12 protein-coding genes and 5 pseudogenes are annotated in these 17,808 nt (G+C 44.0%); 3 read left to right on the top strand and 14 right to left on the bottom strand.

Going from position 1 to position 17,808, the window contains the following annotated elements; translation table 11 throughout:
* Positions 1-3 precede the first annotated feature (3 nt).
* Both argJ and argC read right to left on the bottom strand, forming a co-directional pair.
* Positions 4-1,236 carry a bifunctional ornithine acetyltransferase/N-acetylglutamate synthase gene (gene argJ / locus B9L21_RS05335; protein ID WP_063165564.1) on the bottom strand — a complete coding sequence of 411 codons (1,233 nt, stop codon included), beginning with the start codon at positions 1,234-1,236 and terminating at the stop codon, positions 4-6.
* A 16-nt stretch (positions 1,237-1,252) separates the two neighbouring features.
* Positions 1,253-2,287 carry an N-acetyl-gamma-glutamyl-phosphate reductase gene (argC, locus tag B9L21_RS05330; protein WP_063165563.1) on the bottom strand — a complete coding sequence of 345 codons (1,035 nt, stop codon included), beginning with the start codon at positions 2,285-2,287 and terminating at the stop codon, positions 1,253-1,255.
* A 317-nt stretch (positions 2,288-2,604) separates the two neighbouring features.
* On the opposite strand from argC, the gene B9L21_RS05325 reads away from it, so the two are divergent.
* Positions 2,605-3,288, top strand: coding sequence for a Crp/Fnr family transcriptional regulator (locus B9L21_RS05325; protein ID WP_063165562.1), 684 nt, complete (start codon positions 2,605-2,607; stop codon positions 3,286-3,288).
* A 231-nt stretch (positions 3,289-3,519) separates the two neighbouring features.
* Here B9L21_RS05325 and B9L21_RS05320 read toward each other — a convergent pair whose 3' ends face one another.
* The gene (locus B9L21_RS05320; protein ID WP_063165561.1) at positions 3,520-4,053 is read right to left on the bottom strand and encodes an IS630 family transposase; all 534 of its coding nucleotides are present in this window, start codon (positions 4,051-4,053) and stop codon (positions 3,520-3,522) included.
* A 755-nt stretch (positions 4,054-4,808) separates the two neighbouring features.
* Here B9L21_RS05320 and B9L21_RS05315 point away from each other — a divergent pair.
* A complete protein-coding gene (locus tag B9L21_RS05315; RefSeq protein ID WP_063165560.1) occupies positions 4,809-5,279 on the top strand; it encodes a hypothetical protein in 471 nt (156 codons plus the stop codon).
* A 629-nt stretch (positions 5,280-5,908) separates the two neighbouring features.
* On the opposite strand, the pseudogene B9L21_RS05310 reads toward B9L21_RS05315, so the two are convergent.
* Positions 5,909-6,463 (bottom strand): annotated as a pseudogene (locus B9L21_RS05310) (transposase); the annotation flags it as partial.
* 370 nt (positions 6,464-6,833) lie between these two features.
* Here B9L21_RS05310 and B9L21_RS05305 point away from each other — a divergent pair.
* Positions 6,834-7,082 (top strand): annotated as a pseudogene (locus tag B9L21_RS05305) (DUF6444 domain-containing protein); the annotation flags it as partial.
* A gap of 2 nt (positions 7,083-7,084) precedes the next feature.
* Here the strand turns inward: B9L21_RS05305 and B9L21_RS05300 are convergent.
* The 10 genes and pseudogenes from B9L21_RS05300 to B9L21_RS05255 form a co-directional block, all read right to left on the bottom strand.
* Positions 7,085-7,454: pseudogene (locus B9L21_RS05300) on the bottom strand (transposase); the annotation flags it as partial.
* Positions 7,453-8,748: pseudogene (locus B9L21_RS05295) on the bottom strand (type I restriction endonuclease subunit R); the annotation flags it as partial. The pseudogenes B9L21_RS05295 and B9L21_RS05300, both read right to left, overlap by 2 nt.
* Before the next feature lie 35 nt (positions 8,749-8,783).
* On the bottom strand, positions 8,784-10,028 hold the full coding sequence (locus tag B9L21_RS05290; RefSeq protein ID WP_082828109.1) for a restriction endonuclease subunit S: 1,245 nt from the start codon (positions 10,026-10,028) through the stop codon (positions 8,784-8,786).
* Positions 10,025-11,572 (bottom strand): type I restriction-modification system subunit M, encoded by a 1,548-nt coding sequence (locus B9L21_RS05285; protein ID WP_063857310.1) that lies wholly within the window; start codon positions 11,570-11,572, stop codon positions 10,025-10,027. Before B9L21_RS05285 ends, B9L21_RS05290 begins: the two co-directional genes overlap by 4 nt.
* A 224-nt stretch (positions 11,573-11,796) precedes the next feature.
* On the bottom strand, positions 11,797-12,831 hold the full coding sequence (locus B9L21_RS05280) for a nuclease domain-containing protein (protein WP_225995618.1): 1,035 nt from the start codon (positions 12,829-12,831) through the stop codon (positions 11,797-11,799).
* A gap of 123 nt (positions 12,832-12,954) precedes the next feature.
* Positions 12,955-13,482: pseudogene (locus B9L21_RS05275) on the bottom strand (transposase); the annotation flags it as partial.
* A gap of 59 nt (positions 13,483-13,541) precedes the next feature.
* The gene (locus tag B9L21_RS05270; RefSeq protein WP_044744776.1) at positions 13,542-13,877 is read right to left on the bottom strand and encodes a hypothetical protein; all 336 of its coding nucleotides are present in this window, start codon (positions 13,875-13,877) and stop codon (positions 13,542-13,544) included.
* Between the two features lie 141 nt (positions 13,878-14,018).
* Positions 14,019-15,254 carry a DUF3238 domain-containing protein gene (locus B9L21_RS05265; RefSeq protein ID WP_063857312.1) on the bottom strand — a complete coding sequence of 412 codons (1,236 nt, stop codon included), beginning with the start codon at positions 15,252-15,254 and terminating at the stop codon, positions 14,019-14,021.
* A gap of 456 nt (positions 15,255-15,710) precedes the next feature.
* The gene (locus tag B9L21_RS05260) at positions 15,711-16,142 is read right to left on the bottom strand and encodes an MrcB family domain-containing protein (protein WP_063857313.1); all 432 of its coding nucleotides are present in this window, start codon (positions 16,140-16,142) and stop codon (positions 15,711-15,713) included.
* 385 nt (positions 16,143-16,527) lie between these two features.
* Entirely contained in the window at positions 16,528-17,646 is a 1,119-nt protein-coding gene (locus B9L21_RS05255) for an RNA-guided endonuclease InsQ/TnpB family protein (RefSeq protein WP_063857299.1), read from the bottom strand.
* Positions 17,647-17,808 lie beyond the last annotated feature (162 nt).

The following is a 17,808-nucleotide window of genomic DNA, read 5'->3' as shown; positions in this document are numbered from 1 at the left end:
TCCTTACGTCCGGTAGCTGGCATTAATTTTTACATAATCGTACGTCAAGTCGCAGCCCCAAGCAATCCCAAAGCCATCGCCGATATGAAGATCGACATCGATGACGATCATTTCATTTTGCAAGTAGGCGGCCGCTTCCTCCTCCGAGAACGGCTGCGGCTCACTTCCTTTCAGCATCACGATCGGCCCGATGGCGACATCAACGTTGTCCGGGTTCACGTCGGCATCCGAATAACCGATCGCGCCGATGATCCGCCCCCAGTTGGCGTCTGCGCCGTAAACAGCCGTTTTCACTAAGTTGGAGCCAACGATTTGCTTCGCGACTTTTTTCGCCTCATCGTCCGTTTTCGCGCCGCGCACGCGCACTTCAATGAGCTTCGTCGCCCCTTCGCCGTCTTTTGCGATCTGTTTCGCCAAGTCTTCGCACGTTTTCCGCAACGCCTCATAAAAGTGTTCCCACTCCGGATGATCCGGCGTCAGTTCATCGTTTCCGGCCAAGCCGCTCGCCATGACGACGACCATATCGTTTGTCGACGTATCGCCATCGACGGTAATTTGATTGAACGATACATCGGTAATCGACCGGAGCGCATCATGCAGCACCGCCGAAGAAATGTTGGCATCGGTCGTAATGAACGCAAGCATCGTCGCCATGTTCGGATGAATCATCCCCGATCCTTTCGCCGCCCCGCCGACGGTGACCGTTTTCCCATCGACGGTCGTTTGGTAACAGGCGCGCTTCATCACCGTATCCGTCGTTAAAATCGCCGTTTGAAACGCTTCAGCATCCGCCATCGTCGCCCCTGGAACAAGCTTTTCGATGCCCGCGCGAATTTTCTCCATCGGCAAATATTCCCCGATCACGCCCGTTGAAGCGACGGCCACATGGTGCAGCGCCAGGCCAAACTGTTTCGCGCACAGCTCGCGCATTTCATAGGCGTCCTTGAGCCCTTGCGCACCGGTGCAGGCGTTCGCGCACGCGCTGTTGACGATGACCGCCTGCAATTTTTGTTCTACAGCGAGGCTCGCCTGCGTCACTTTGAGCGGCGCCGCCTGGAAATGGCTTTGGGTATACACAGCGGCGGCTGAAGCTGGCACGTCGCATAGAATAACCCCTAAATCTTTTTTCGAATAGCGCAGCCCGGCATTCACCCCGGCCGCTTGAAATCCTTTCGGCGTGACGACCGTTCCATCGGCGACCGCCGTTACTTGCCCCGTTTGTTTTGTGATCGTCATCGTTTTTCCCCTTCCCTCACGGATAGATCGGCAAGGATCGGAGGCCCGCTGCCTCATCCCACCCCATTATCAAATTGAAGTTTTGCACCGCCTGCCCGGCAGCACCTTTCATTAAGTTATCGATCACCGACACGACCGTCACCCGTCCCGTCCGTTCATCGTAGGCGAGGCCGATGTCGCAATAATTTGAGCCGTACACTTCTTTCGTCGCCGGAAATTGCCCGGCCTTGCGAACGCGGATAAACGGCGAACCTTCATAACTTGTTTTATATAAATCTACCAAGTCGTTTGGCGAAATCGGTTGTTTCGCCTTCGCATAGATCGTCGCCATAATGCCCCGTGTCATCGGAATCAAATGGGTGCTGAACGTAATCGGCTCCATCGCTTCATTCCACGTTTGCAGCGTTTGCTCAATTTCCGGAATGTGCTGATGGACGTTCACTTTATAAATTTTCACGTTTTCGTTCACTTCGGAAAAATGCGTCCCAAGCCCTGCTTTCCGCCCCGCGCCCGATACGCCCGATTTGGCGTCCACGATGATCGAGTCTTCCTTAATTAATCCTTCTTTGACAAGCGGCGCCAAGCCAAGCAGCGTCGCTGTCGGATAGCAGCCCGGATTGGATAGGAGCACGGCTCCGCGCACCGCCTCGCGGTTCCACTCGGTCAATCCGTACACCGCCCGCTCTAAATACGCAGATGGCGCCGCCTCGCGCCCATACCATTGTGCGTACACCGCGCCGTCTTTCAACCGGAAATCGCCCGATAAATCGATCACTTTCACTCCCCGATCCACGAGCGCCGGCGCCCACTCCCCCGACACCCCGGGCGGCGTGGCGAAAAAGACCGCATCGTAACGGGAAAGCGCCTCGATTTCAAGTTTATGCAACACCGCACCATCGACCGAACCGACGTGCGGGAAACTTTCCGATACATGAACCCCGTCCTGCGACGACGAGAAAACGTCGCAGCGGCTCACATGCGGATGCCCGTGCAACAAGCGGAACAACTCCGCGCCGCTGTACCCCGTCGCCCCGATGATTGCCACTTTCATGACGTTCCCCCTCACCCGTATGCCTCATGTAGTTCTCATTATAATACTGTATAAAAATAAAATCAAATGTATATTTAATAATTTTTATGGAATTTTTCTCCTTTTCCCGCTTAAAGGATCGGAAAAGGAAGGGCTCCGCAGCGGAATTGCGAGATGGATATGCCCGTCAGTTGGCACGGCCCCCATTATTGAAAAGAGCGGACGGTTGTTCGAACGAAACGTTCAACATTTTTTCAATATTTCCACTGTCCTTATATTGACTTCCCTTTTTTTTACTGTAAAATCTTTTATAACGATATATAGAAGGTTGTGATGGGATGGATCATGTATCTGTAGAACTGCGGGAGTTGCTGGCAGCGATTTACCGCACGATTTCGGTCAAAAAAGGAACGTACTTGTTTCAAGAAGGGGAAAAAGCAGACGAACTTTACTATATTCAATCAGGCAAAATTCAAATTAGCAAGACGAATATGGATGGGCAGGAGCTGACGCTGCGCATTTGCAGCCAAGGCGATTTGATCGGCGAGCTGACGCTCTTTTGCCCCGGCGCCCGCTACATGTTGACGGCGAAAGTGCTGGAAGACGGCGTCGTTTCCGCCATTCCGCGCGAAAGGCTCGAACAAGAGCTCGCCAACAACCCGAAACTGGCGATTGAGTTTATGAAATGGATGAGCCTCCATTTCCGCAAAACGCAAACGAAATTCCGCGATTTGATTTTACATGGCAAAAAAGGGGCGCTCTATTCCACGCTCATCCGCCTTTGCAACAGCTACGGCGTGATGAAAGAAGACGGCATTTTGATCGACCTGCCTCTTACGAACCAAGAGCTTGCCAACTTTTGCGGCACCGCCCGCGAAGTCGTCAACCGCATGCTCGGCGACTTGCGGAAAAAAGGCGTCATCTCCGTGCAAAAAGGAAAAATTCGCGTTCACCATTTGCAATACTTGCGCGATGAGATCGCCTGCGAAGGCTGCCCGCCCGAGCTGTGCAGCATTGACTGACGGGCAAGTGCGGCGAAAAAAAGAAGGAGGCTGTCTCGAAAGGTCGTTAAACCGACCTTTTGAGGACATCCTCTGTTTCTTTTTCTTACCATTTGGTTCCCGAGTTCGACAGTTTTAAGGCCATTTCAGGCAAATGAAACTGGCCAAAGTGCTGTTATATCAAAGATTTCGCGATGTGGATCCTAAAAAAACGCCGAATTTCATAGACACACGAATTAATAATTTAAACTTTTAAAATAGCAGAATATCGTTTGTAATGTAGGCATGTACATACGGCGGGTAACACGCAAAAACAAAGGTCTGGACGATATCGTTTCGATGTTTGTGAAACACATTGGCGATCACGGTGTCTTTCAGCCATTTCCACAAGCGTTCGATCGGGTTCAGCTGTGGCGAATAGGGAGGAAGGGAAAGAAAGTGAAAACACTGCCCTTCTTCCCGCAAAAACTCCTTGACCATGTTGGCATGGTGAATGCGGGCGTGATCCAACACCAAGACGATGAGACGGTCTGGATAGCGCTCTTTGAGCATTCTCAAGAAATTCAAGAACGTCGCGGCATTGGCAGCAGTCGTTTGATGAAGCACCGTTTCGCCATCGTGGATGTTGACCGCGCCAAACCGCGATGCGTGGGCATGATGGCCGAACGTCGGCACTTGTTTTTGGCGGCCGACTTCTGACCATGTGGACTGCAAGACATGGTAAGAGCGGATATGGGTTTCATCGATGTACAGAAGAACAGCATCTTCTGTCTCCTTGGTGATCAAGTTTTTTAATAGCCTGTGATGTTTAATTTATAAGCGAAGCGGTCCCTTGACGATGAAAAGAACGTGTGTAACTTTGATCATTAGATAATGGTGGTTGATCCTGTTTCCCAAACATCAGAAACACTTTTCTCCTCATATCTGATATGGTCTAATATCCACAGCATACAATGCTACTCGCAGAAAATCCCTAATTTTATGTTCAACTGCCGAATGTATCGGCAAACATATATACGTTGATATTAACCAAAAACGTGACTGAAGTTCAACCAACATCGGCCATTGAACTAACGAATTATTATGGTGGTATCAAATAAAAGCGCTGACCTTAGAGGAACTGAATAAATGTGTCAAACATATAATGAAGATGGCCGAAACGAAGATCCCGATATTCACCCTAGCAGCGATGGAGGTAATCGCTTTATAATTCCAAGGATATCCTAGGGTAATCAATACGCTCGCTACTACTTACCCCTTTACGAATACTTAATGAAAAGGGCAAATCGATGAAAAAATCGTTCGAATAGCTGCAGAAGAACGTTTAAGGTAGCGGATCCCAACAAAGAGCCTCTTCAGATTTTATGTATGTTACTGAAAAGATGTGCAAACTTACAACAGAACTTATTACATAATTTTTGTTATCCTTCACTAATTAGGACAATTATATGGTTGTTAGGATTTATTATTGTTAATTAACTTATTTTTACATATAATATATTTTGAACCAAAAAATTAATTTATGTAATATGCTAAAGGGAGTGGTTAAAATCAAGAAGATAAGTTGGATAGTAATTAGTTTGTGCAGCTGTGCGGTTACTATCTTATATTGGATCATTGGAATGGTGGAAATAATGCATGATCATCCTGATATATACAAATCTATTTTAATGGCGTTAATCCTTATTACATTAGGCATCGCCATAACGAGTGTATTTAAGACGAAAGGCGATTTAAAATGGGCTGCTTTATCCGTTGTTGGCTTTAACTTATTACTATTGGTTATTGGGGTTGGTTGGACAATCGGGTTTCATCAAGATAAACTTAATCCTTGGGTATTCTTCCCAGCATATTATACTGCATTAGTTGTAGCGCTCTATTTTTACATTAAATCCATTCGCCTTTTAAAGTCTTATTACAAACTTTTCCCTATTTTCATGTTACTTGCATCTATAGTCCCTACTTTATATGTAATATTGATAAATGGATTGTGGGGTAAATCCACAATTTAAGAACAAACTTCATGAAGAGCAACTTTCTCTTATAAAAAACAAGAAAAGCGGAATGCCTATTTACATAAACAATAGACACTCCGCTTTTTTGCTTCTTATCCACGAATGGAAGATATAGACGAATCAAACATGTTTGAATTAAATGCACATAACAGCTTGAATTGCCATTGATGCAACCCCGTAAGGATCAACAGCATATACACAACTACATAATATTGCGTCACAACCATCATTTGGCCAATCTTGTCCTGTTAATCCGTAGCAACAGTCATGTTCTCTGCAACAGCGGTCGGTCAAGTCCAAATGATTGTGTAAATTCCCCTTTGATAGACAACATGGACCTGATGACTTGACGTATGGTAGGTAAGTCCGGCAAGTCTCCCTGCCGGTCGCCTTTCCGGACAAATGATCATGTTGTCAAGGAACAGGTGTGTCAAGGAGTTTTCGCGGCATATCCTCGCTTCGCTCCGGTATTCCACGTTCTCCTTGACACAGCGAAGGGGTTATCCCACTCTTTTCATTTCCGAATCTTCCTGATTCACCAATCGAGCTTCTTGCTTTTTCATTTTCCGCCACTGCCAATATTCAGCCATATCCAAGTATTTGCGCCCTGACATCCATTTTTCATCGATTTCGATCAACACGGCTCTGGAACGTACCCGTCCATCTTCCCGGACTTTCGTATAAATCGCATCCACCAGTACAAACGGATACACGTGTTCATGAAGGGAACGGTAATTCCAGTCTTGAATAATCGGATCCAGCCCCTTGCACAGCGAGGAAACCATGGATTTGGAAAACGAGGTGCCGCACAACTCCTCTGTGATTTGGGTGATTTTTCGAGTAGACACCCCGTTTACCACCATTTCCATGAGTGCCAGTACCAGTGCTTGTTCGCTCCGTTGATACCGTTGGAACAGTTCCGTAGAGAACTCTCCATCTCTTGTTCGTGGAACGCGCAAGGTCAACCGTCCCGCCCGGGTCGTCAGCTGGCGTGGATACGAACCGTTTCGATAACCTTTTCGTTCTTCCGTTCGTTCATAACAGCGAGCCCCCAGCTGTTCTTCCACTTGCGCCTCGAGGATTTGGTTTAAGGCTTGTTCCAGCAGCTTCACTAATCCCTCATCTCTGGTGAATCACCCGTGCAAAAGTTCATCATTTAGGGTAATATGATATTGAGCCATGGTTGCATTCCTCCTTATGTTTGGTGTTTTTGGTCCACTATTTATTCTACCAAAGGGGAAGCAACATGGCTCTTTTTCTATTTCCCTTTTTACACAATTATATGGACTTAACTTTACTCCGGTCTTTAAATAATGTATAATGTTGGAAATCGAAGGTGGTTTCTTGTTGAATTAACGAATGGCTATAATTCAAAAAGTTATTATCAACAGAGGGGGGTTTTGTAGTGTTAGACAAGAAAAAAGCAGGAAATATATTAGGTGTCGCGTCTTTGTTGCCTGGTAACTATTCAGCCACATCATAAAGTGAGCTGAATATTTTCTTCTTTTCTTGTCTATGATGTGAATATTGATAGACAAGGAGGTGAATCGCATGTTGACGGTACAACAAGCTGTATTTACAGTTGAGAGCTTAATCGGCAAAGTTCAACAACAAAAACAGCTCATTCATCAACTCATTCAAGAAAATGAACATTTGCGTCACGAAAACAAACAACTACGCAAAGAAAATGAACAACTGAAGTACCGTGTTCAAGAGCTGGAAGCACGCACGAAAAAAAACAGCTCCAATAGCCATTTGCCCCCATCTTCTGACCGTTTTGAGAAAAAGCGTTCCTCCCGCGGTTGTAATGTTTCCGCATAGCCAATGACAAGTTTGCCAATTTGATTTTCAATACAGTAGTTAATGATGTAACGGCAAGTCTTGTTGATATAATCATTCACTTTATTATTGCGATTCATAGCAAGCAAAGCCTGTTTCTTTGTTAAACCATTGATTTATACTTTTTAATCTCCGCCCATCAATGATGAATGATCTGCCGTCTGATGTGACACAAGTGGCAAGATTGTTTAATCCTAAATCAATTGCCAGTGCTTTTTGGTCGTTTAATTCTCTTTGATCTTCAGGCATTTCATATTTGTACTGAATCTCAAAGAACCTGGCATGATGCTTAGGAATGATTTCAATCTGCTTAATCTTTTTGTCCAGCAACAGTAAATCCAATATAGGAAGCGTTCGGCAAAGCATAACGCAACTGAGCGGCAAATCCGCCCGCAAAACCGGCTTGGGTGCGATGTGCTTCATCGGCAATCACAACAATGTTTCGTCTTTCCGATAAAACAGGGTGTCGGGTTTCTCCCTCTTTTTTACGGAATTTTTCAATAGTGGAGAAAATAATTTGCCCTGCTTCCCCTCTCAGTAATGTTCGCAACTGTTCGGTATTTTCCGCGTGGTGCACATGGCCGATGTATGATTTCCCTTGCACAAACGTATCATGCAACTGTTCATCTAAGTCATTACGATCCACTTGAATGACAATAGATGGGTTTTCCATTTCATGATGGCGCGATAAAATTCCTGCGAAAAATAACATGCTTAGCGATTTGCCCGAACCAGTTGTATGATACATTACCCCGATTTTCCGATCTCCATCCGGACGCGTTGCACGGATCGCTTCATTGACAGCGAAGTTTACACCAAAAAATTGGTGATATTTCGCGCCAATTTTTGTAATTTTGCTTCCTTCCTCCAAAAAGACAATAAAATTACGAATATAATTTAGCAGACGGTCTTTTGGGAATAATCCTTCAATCAGCGTGCGCATCGTGTTGGCGCGGTTGTTATCGACACTTCGTCCATCAATCGATTTCCATGAGGCAAAGAAATCGTAATCGGCAAACGGCATCCCATGCTTCGTTTCCACGTTATCGGAAATGACAACAAAAGCGTTGTAGTTAAATAATTGCGAGATATCATACGTATAGTTTTGAATTTGGGTATATGCATCATAAACAGTCGCTTGCTCGTTGTTCGGATTTTTCAACTCAAACACAATCAGTGGCAAACCATTAATGTATATAACGATATCTGGCCGGCGGGACATGCGCCCTTCAATCGGTAATTGATTAACCACTAAAAAGTCATTGTTCTCCGGATGTTCCCAATCGATCGGGAAAACATGAGGCGTGTACGTTTCATCGTTTACCTCATAAGAAAATTCAAGTCCTTTCGTCAACATTTGGTGAAAATGCATATTTCGGTTAATCAGTTTTACCCCATCCGGCGCCGTCAAAATTTGAGCAAGCCTTTTGATTTCTTGTTCCGGTATGGCCGGATAAGCCTTCTTTAAGAAGGCTTCCAACCGACCGTAAAGAACTACCTCGTGAAGACTGTCACGCTCTCCACGCTGAAACAATTCCTGCGCATGAAGATAGTCATAACCTAACCGCTTTAAACGTTCAATCGTCGTCTCTTCAAATTCCGTTTCACCTAGAGGTCTCGTTGCCATGCTGCTTGCACCTCCTAGTCGAATCTATATCCAATTTAAAGTACTTCTTCTACTTGTTTTTCTGCTTTTGATACATCAATTTCACCAGATAAAAGACGAGGAATGAGATAGTCTCGTGTTTCTGATAAAAGAGTTATTGACTTTAAATTTTGATCTATCAATTTAAAGTAACTCGATACTTTATTATTAAAACTAGCCATAACATCGAAAGGAGGAATTACAACTAAAAAATTCTTTGTTACTTTTGGAGAAACTCTTTGTCTACTATGTGTTGTTCCAGTTGCATTTGATTTAAATTCATTTTGGAAATCATCTGATCTTAAATAGCAATTTAGCCAAGCAAAATTAATATTTTGCTTTGGAACATAATGTATAAATTCTGTTGAAGTGATTTGTTTGTTCTTTGACTCTTTTTTAAAATAAACAGTCCATATTCTTGGAGTCGCAGGGTTGAGTTTAGATACTAAAACTGTATCAGTTTCAATAAGATATTTATTACTTTTGATCGACTCAGCGGAGTTCAATGAAGGGAGTTTTCCTTCATCATAAGCTGGGATACTATAATGGTAATAAAACTCACCCGGTGTTTTACTTGGATTTATTGAAGTTGTTCTAATTTCCACGATATCAGATAATTTTTTAATTTCCCATCCCTTTGGAATCATCCCTAATTCCGACTCCACAAATTCTCCATCTTGAAACGGTCCAAAATCAACAAACCAATGCTTGTAAAGCGTCATGGCCATTTCTTCAAGAGTTTCGTTAATTTTTAAGTTAAGTTCAATTTTTTCTGTTAGAGAATCAATAACTTCAACTATACGTTGCTGTTCTTTTAGTGGGGGTAAATTTATAACCATCTCTTTCACTTCAGAAAAAGTAATCTGTGGAAAGGTTCCCGATCTAGATTCCGCTACTTCCTGAAGGTGCCGCAGAGATTCTTCCGAAGTTAGAAAGTAGTACAAATACTTCGGTAGAATATCATTGTTTTTAGGACGTAATACCATGAGTTTTGTTGATACTACATAATCTTCTGATTCAAAATCAATGTAAGCGAACCTTCTATTCGCAGGTCTAATTTCACTAAATAAAATGTCGTTTTTTTGAATACTCTTCTTTGCTTGTCCCGGTAAAGTATTTATATCTGTATATTCATTATTTAAAACCTTTCCATTAAAAATATCTGATGTGTTAAGAAATATTAAACGATCCTTATTAAAAGCATGTCTTTTAGAGATACTTTCTACTAAATTTCCTAATGATATCTGCTTCCACTCACTCACATCAATCCCTCCAAGTCTCTCTTAATCTTTTCTTGAAGGCGATTCGATTCTTTAAACTGTTCTAAAAGACGCTGAGTTAATTCAGCCATTTTTTCTTCAAACGGTACATCGTCTTCATTGGATACTTCCGTCCCAACGTAAATCCCCGGTGTTAATTTGTAGTCATTGGCTCGTACTTCTTCAATTGTGGCAACTTTACAGAACCCGGCAATGTCTTCGTATCCTTCTGCCCCATCGTATTTGTAGGAACGATAAACGGCTGCGATTTTATCAATTTCTTCTTTAGATAACGCTTTTTGCTTACGACTAACGAGGGTTCCCATTTTGCGGGCATCGATAAACAAAATTTCATTTTTTCTTGCCCGGTAGCCGTTTTTGCCATCACGGTTTTTGCTTAAAAAGAATAAGCAGCATGGAATGCCTGTGGTAAAGAACAGTTTTTCAGGTAATTGAACAATGCAGTCAATATATCCTTCGTCCACTAATTTTTGACGAACTTCCTTTTCCTCTTTCACATTCGTTGTCATGGCTCCGTTTGCCATGACAAATCCTGCTGTACCTGTATCATTTAAATGATATAGGAAGTGCTGCATCCACATATAGTTTGCATTGCTGTTTGTAACTGGCCCGATTAAGCGCGGGTCATTTTTTGATAAACGGTCTGCTCCCCAGTCTTTTTGGTTAAACGGCGGATTGGCAATCACGTAATCGGCCTTTAAATCAGGGAACTGATCGTTTAACAGCGAGTCTCCTAAACGAATTTCCGCATTGATGCCATGCAATAAAACGTTCATTTTTCCAAGACGTACGGTCGTTACCACATTTTCTTGCCCGTAAAACGAAAGAGCGTGTTTGTTTGGCGCATATTCTTCACTTTGTATAAACATCCCGCCGCTGCCGCACGCAGGATCAAACACAATCCCGCTTTTCGGTTCCAGCATGGCAACAAGCAATTTAACGATACTTGACGGTGTAAAGAATTCTCCGCCTCTGTTGCCTTCGGAAGCGGCAAACGAACTAATAAAATACTCATATGTACGGCCCAATATATCTACACTGTCATCCGTATTGGCGCTAAATACATCACGGGAAAAAATTTCGATTAATCCCGCCACGTTTTCAGGCGGCAAGTTCGAACCTTGGTAAATTCGCGGCAATATGCCTTCCAGTTCTGGGTTTTCCTCTTCAAGACGCTTCATTGCGTTATCAAGAATCTCTTTAATATTCGGCTGTTTGGCGTTTTTCATAATATAAGACCAACTTGCTTCTTCAGGCACTACAAAGACGTTTTCTGCCTTATATTGGTCCGGGTCAGTGATGATGACTTGCCGCATTTCATCATCTTCTGTATACCAATCGCTGCTTGGATCTTTTACAATTTGCTCTAATTCTTTTCGACGCTGTTCGTACTTATTGGAAAGATAGCGCAAAAAGATTAACGGAAGTACATAGTGTTTATAATCAGCAGGAGCCACACTCCCACGCATTTTATTGGCTGCCTCAAATAAATCCTTCTGAAAATCGATGTCTGCTTTTACAGTCATATGCTGTTCACCCCTGTTAGTTTCAAAATCATAAAAAGAATCGTTCTTTCAACGCAGTTGAAATAATCTAAGCATGTTTGACCATGGGCTCACATCTATTTTACTAAAACATTCCGGAAAACAATATCGAAATTTGTCGAAACAAAAATTGATCATCATGCACACGACTTGTTCATGGAGGCACGGCCTCGTTTCTCGATCATAAACGCATGATCATCCATCATTCACTCCCCCATCATCCCCACCACTTCGCGAAACACGGCCGACGGCTGCTTGCGGAGCAGGTCGGCGGGGATTGTTTTGTACTTTGCGCCGTTTGTGATGATGAGTCGGCCGCTTTCCAGGCGGATGGACACGTTTTTGACGCGGTACGCGGTGATCTTGGACGCCTGATCCAAGTAGCGGGCGTCAAGGTCGAAGCGGATGCGGTCGGACAGCCGCCGCAGTATGCGCCAAAGGGCGATTTCCTCGCTTGATTTCATGAACAGTTCCGGCAGTTCTTTCGCCTGTTTGAGCGTGTTGAGCGTCGTCATCGCATAAACGGCGATGCCGTAGCCGACGGGGCGGATGACGTGTTGGAGAAAGTGCCAGCTTTCGACTTCGAAGCGAACGTATTCCTCATCACTTCGTTTCGGCAGCTCGGTGATGGCCGATCGTTTGACGATGTTCACAGCGGTGATTTTGCCAAAGCACGTGACCCCGTTTTGCGGGGCAGCTCCTTGTTTCGGGTAAAGGGCGATGTAGCGCGCGTCTTGCCAGCCTTTTTTCAGCTGCTTGACCGGGATATGGTAGAAGCGATGCTTCACATAGGCTTCGTAATGCCGCGCGCTTGGCACCATGCCGACGAGCACATGCTCATCGAACGCCGACCGCCATTCTTCGATGATCCCTTGCGGCAAAATGCCTTCGTTTTGCAGTTCTTCGGGATTCTTTTCAATCAGCCGCTCGATGAACTGCTCGACCAGGCGGGTGGCGTTCGGCAAAAACGGCAGGCCGCCGATGTTGACGTCGTTGATGCTTTTGTACAGCGGGTGCGCTTGGTAGCTGTCTTCGTCATGCCACGGGAACAGCACGTAGGCGCCAAAGGCGGTGCGCTCGTATGGGCCGCCGCGGCGGGCGACAAGCGAATCGCGGTAGCGGTGCATCGTGTTGATGTCGTCTTCCATCGGGCCCGGCATTCCGTACCGTTTTTCGTATGAGCTGCCCGAAACGGCGAAGTCCAGGCGGTATTTGGCGTCGAAAATGGTAGTTGAACTCACATTTCACACCTTAACAAGGTCAAAACAAAGGATTTTTTTATTTAGTTTTTCAGAATAACTTTTTGGCCAACACGACGAGCGATGGTAATCCTTTTTTACCATCGCTCGTCGTTCCGTATCACGTTACACGTAGATGCTCTCATCCATGCCCAATCCCTGCAGAATCCTTCGCTGATCAGGGGTGAGGGAGCGATCCAGTGAGCGTTGGATGCGTCCATCCGGCAGCTTGAGCAGGACGACGTTCACATATTGAAACAGCTGAAAAATTGCCTGCCCCGTCAGCCGGGTCAGCTTGCGGCCTCCAGGACCCTTCAACGGGTGTTCTGGTGTAATGAACTGACGCACCCGGCGCTGAAAAACGCGGTAAATGGCCAAGGCCAACAGAAACAAATAGCCTAATACCGCCACTCGTTCTGGCTTTTTGACGTAAATCTCATCCGTGAAAAAAGGGTCTTTCAAAAAAGCGAAGTTCATTTCCACCGAGATTTGCCCTTTATACAGCTTCAAGATCTCTTGAGCATCCATGGGTTGGCCCTTCCATTCCTTCGGAACGGTCGTGACGAGGACAAACCGGGACGCTTTCCGTCTCGCCTGTTCCCACGCATTTTGGTCGAATTCGACGTCCAGGCGCAAAAGATACAGCGTCTCCATCGACGATGAGCGCAAAAAATCCTCCCGATTTTCGTCGGGAGGGTGCAAAAAGTGAGTGATTAAGCTTTTCCTTGCATCCTACAAAATTTAGTAAATAGTCGCCTCCCTGCATAATACCCCATTGCCCCAATATAAATGGGAATCATAAAGACAAAAGACGGATAAAAAGGAAGCGACGTAACCATTGCAATTCCTAAAACAACTGTCCAACCCCACTTCACTCCCCATCTTCTCTCAAAATAAGAAACAAACACTTCTGTCACTGCGCATATAAGAAAAATAGCCAATGCCGCAAACGGTAAAATGGCAATGACAAAGGCAAAATCACTAAACAAAGAGAGAGAAAACGTGAACATGACAAACGCCCACAAAACCTCTACAAAAAATTTTTTCACTCATACTATCCCCTTATTATATAAATATAAAGTTGCAATCTTGCTTTACATGGCATTGTTTGCCCTTCTTGTCAACGTACCCGCTTGTCAGGTGATAAAAACGGGACATCAATATCGAAAATTCTTTATTTAAATGCAAAATTACTTGCCCACTGCGATTTTTTTATTGGGGTACCAAGGAAATAAATAATTGACATTTGTACCTGCAACATCAGGATCAAATTGATACAGAGTTTTCCACGTTCCCCCGTTATCTGATCTATAAATTTCATGCCAAGGATACTGATCATGGCTACCACTAATATAAGTAACTCCACTCTTTTGAATATTTAAACTATAACTGTAATCAATATTTGGTGGAGCCCCCATGTAAAATGGTAATCCAACAGAATGAGAAATTTGAAACTGTGCTTCGCCCGGTGTAATCCATTCCTTTACAGCCGTTATACCTGATGTCCCAGCATTTTGCCTTGCCAATTCATTTGAACCGCATGTGCCATTATCGTTTTTATTATAACGGATAGAATCTCTTGTATATTTTGAAAATCCATAGGACCCATCCCGCCAATAAATCGAAAGATCAATTCGAGTACGATATGTGCTAGCAGACGCGGAAAAATTACGATTATCTCCTCCATAGCAGTAACCGTCTGGCGCGGATATTTTAGCAGGCTTAATGAATGTGGTATTGCGATAAGAAGTTACGGGGTCAACTGCAAATGTTGAGAATGACTTAGAGAATTCCTGAAAATGCGTATTACGCTTATCAATTACTTGCCTCAAAGGGATTAGGATAACATGATTTTTTTCATCTTCAACTACTTTGCCTTTTGCTTCGTCAAATTTTTTTACTTTTTCGATTCCTTCAATGGTATACATATATTCTCGACCAAAAGACACATTAAAGTCTTTAAACTCACTCTGTGAAACAATCATTATTGGCTCACCATCACGGTAAACTGTATAATTTTGAATATGTGGTATATCTGACCAATCAATTTTTATCATTCTTTCGTTCAAAAACATATCTACCTTCACACTATCATTCGATAGAGGATGTAATGTGTTTGTAATAATATTCATTTTAGTCAATAAACGATCGTCTTTATCAAATGCAGCTAAAACATACTCATACATTTCACCCATTACTAGGTTTTTGTGAATAAACTCCCTTTCATTTCCCTCATACAAAACTGCTCCATTTTTATCATATAAAACATATTTCTTAGCATTAGAAATTTGTTTCCAGGTTAAACGCAAGCTATCCTTGTGTTTTTCAATTGAATACACCTCAATATAATCCGAGAAACCGTTAGTAACAGTGCCAAGAGATAATAATAAAATAATAATGGTTGCTAACGAAATCGTTTTCTTCATAAAAGAAATCCCACTCCAATCTCATTTCGGGATATCATCCAAGCGATTGAGCGGTTCCTAGAGCATATCCATGAGCGTCTGGAGGAATTGTTGCAATGTTTAGAGTTTGTAATGAATGGAAAGTTCACTCTTGGTGTTGCATGTATATGAGGGCAGGTAAACGTCGCAGCATCTTTCACATTGGTTGAGGGATCATCGCTTGTTCGAATTCCAAATCAACTTCCCGTAAATGAACAATGAACATCCCTTGTTCAATGGTCCCAACTTATTAAACAAGCCAAACCATTATTACAGCTATCCCCTTTGTCGAACTATAATTTTTCCGCTCATGAAAATACACCTCCTCTAATGCTTTTTGACAATTATATTTTCCAAAAAAAAAAAGTCAAGAAGAATCGCTACTAAAAATTCAACATTACTCGACAAACAAGTTGAACCCGTGGTGCTAGATAAAACTCAGACAAGTATAAAAATAGCCCTTGCTGGCAGATCTCCTGTAGAATGAAAGTCTTCAGCGGGAATGAGTTGGCGGATGTCCCGCTTCACCCGCTCCATTTCGTCTCTCGGCGTCTCCGTCACTCCTTGGGCGAGCGTCAAATAGAGCCGGCGCCTATCTTCACTGAATAAGTAGACGATATAATACCCGCGTTGCGTCGAATCCGTCACCTCTTGATCCATCACCGCCACCCACGGCACGTCGGTCCACACCCCTTGACCGACAGAACCTTTCACCACATACCGGTCAGGCGGTAAGAAAGGCAATGTTTTCAACACCTCTGGAATCGCTCGTGTCACCAGCTGAAACGACCGTCGCTCTTTTGACAGTTTTTCGCGTTTTTCTTGTTCGTAAATGGCCATCACTTGGCGGAAAAGATCGTGCAATGACATGGGAATAACTCCTTCGTATAGAAATGTTATTCTTCGTTTCTATTTTTCTTCTATTCTACTAAAAAAGCGGCTCTCTGAACTAGTGAGAGAGCCGCTTCTTTCGTCACGAGCAGGCGTTCTTTATGTATATACATGCAACATGAAGAGTGGACTTCTCATCACGCCCCATCCCCCAAGCGCTGCAGCACCTTCTCCGGATGTTCATGGATATAAGCCATCGATCAAAGGCTTGCATGATATCGTTTCGTTCTTTGTCAACTACCCCCACTTCGCTAACGCTTGAAGTGGGGGCTTGCAACTCCCCAGAAGTGCGAGCGGACTTCGTCCTCCTTCCTTGACTTGGGGTTGCATTAGGGGCAGGTTGACAACTGCCCAACGACGCAGGTCATGCCTGTGTCGTTCCTTCAACGATGTACTCTATTCCTTTTCGTTGAAGGTTCATAGCACCAATGCGGTCATCGTTTGAGGTGTATCCGCATGTTCGGCAACAAAAGGTGTGTGTACGCTTGTTTCGATTGGCTTTTTCCGTATGACCACACTTTGGACATGTCAAAGAGGTGTAATGCGGAGCAACCACCATCACTTTTGACCCATGCAAACGTGCCTTATACTCTAACATTTGACGGAACTGATAGAACGCCCACGATACGGTTTCATATCGGTCATGGATACGTACACGTTCTGTTTTTTCACGAATGCCTGTTAAATCTTCTAATACAAAAAGGGTACGTTCTCCATATTGACGAACGAGTGCCTTCGTGACAGCATGGTTCACATCCGTCATCCAACGGTTTTCTCGTTGTCCGATTGTTTTCAACTTCCGACGCGCAGAAGCCGTCCCTTTTTGCTGGAGGGTTTTTCGCATTCGTTTGTACTTGGCACGCATATGCTTGATTTTTCGCCCGTTAAAAAAGGTGGTTTTCCCTTGCGAATCATAAGCTGCTGCAAGAAAGTTAACACCCACATCGACACCGACCACCTGGCGGATGTTGTGTTCATCCACGGTTGGAATCGTTTTGGTCATGGGAATGTGCAAAAAGAATTTGTTATGCTTGTAGACGAGTTTGGCTGTGCCAAACGTCCATGAGCCATCAAAATATGGTTCCATGCCTTTTGGTTCGAATGGCACTTTGATTCGTCCTTCTAGTGTATTGACAGAAAATAACCCTTGAACAATGGAGTAATCTCGATTCCAAACGAGGTCATATTCAGGCTTTTTAAAGCGAACCAATGTCCATTCGTGACCATTGCTTTTTAGGGAACGGTATCTAGCGATCACCGTTTTAATCACAGATTGCGCCATTTGCGAACGCAAAGCGTAGTTTGATCGAAGTAGACGATAGGTCATGTCGTGTAACTTGGCTTGTGCAAGCACTTTTGTGTCAAAAATCACAACAGACACAGCGTTGCACGCTTGTCGATAAGCGGAAAGGGTGGCTTTCAATACTTCTGCTTGTTCCGCTGTTGGGTAAATTTTGATTTTGGCTGTTAACGTCATGTCCATTTGTCTCACCTCTCTTTCACTAAATATATTATATAATATCACGAGTGTTGATTATCCAAAATTATACATACGCCTTCCATAAATTTGGGCATACTCAAACAAAGCAGCGGCCATCCCGGATTTCCAATCGAGAGGAAGCTGCCCAGAGAAAAAACGGCGAAC

This window comes from Geobacillus uzenensis (assembly GCF_002217665.1).
Classification (GTDB): Bacteria; Bacillota; Bacilli; order Bacillales; family Anoxybacillaceae; genus Geobacillus; species Geobacillus subterraneus.
The sequence above is the reverse complement of the archived record's forward strand: the minus strand, read 5'-3'. Positions and strand labels throughout refer to the sequence as shown.

Bases quoted from the DNA above. Each gene is read 5' to 3' on its own strand.
- argJ (WP_063165564.1), bottom strand. From the start codon at position 1,236: ATGACGATCACAAAACAAACGGGGCAAGTAACGGCGGTCGCCGATGGA.
- argC (WP_063165563.1), bottom strand. From the start codon at position 2,287: ATGAAAGTGGCAATCATCGGGGCGACGGGGTACAGCGGCGCGGAGTTG.
- B9L21_RS05325 (WP_063165562.1), top strand. From the start codon at position 2,605: ATGGATCATGTATCTGTAGAACTGCGGGAGTTGCTGGCAGCGATTTAC.
- B9L21_RS05285 (WP_063857310.1), bottom strand. From the start codon at position 11,572: ATGACTGTAAAAGCAGACATCGATTTTCAGAAGGATTTATTTGAGGCA.
- B9L21_RS05265 (WP_063857312.1), bottom strand. From the start codon at position 15,254: ATGAAGAAAACGATTTCGTTAGCAACCATTATTATTTTATTATTATCT.
- B9L21_RS05260 (WP_063857313.1), bottom strand. From the start codon at position 16,142: ATGTCATTGCACGATCTTTTCCGCCAAGTGATGGCCATTTACGAACAA.
- B9L21_RS05255 (WP_063857299.1), bottom strand. From the start codon at position 17,646: ATGGACATGACGTTAACAGCCAAAATCAAAATTTACCCAACAGCGGAA.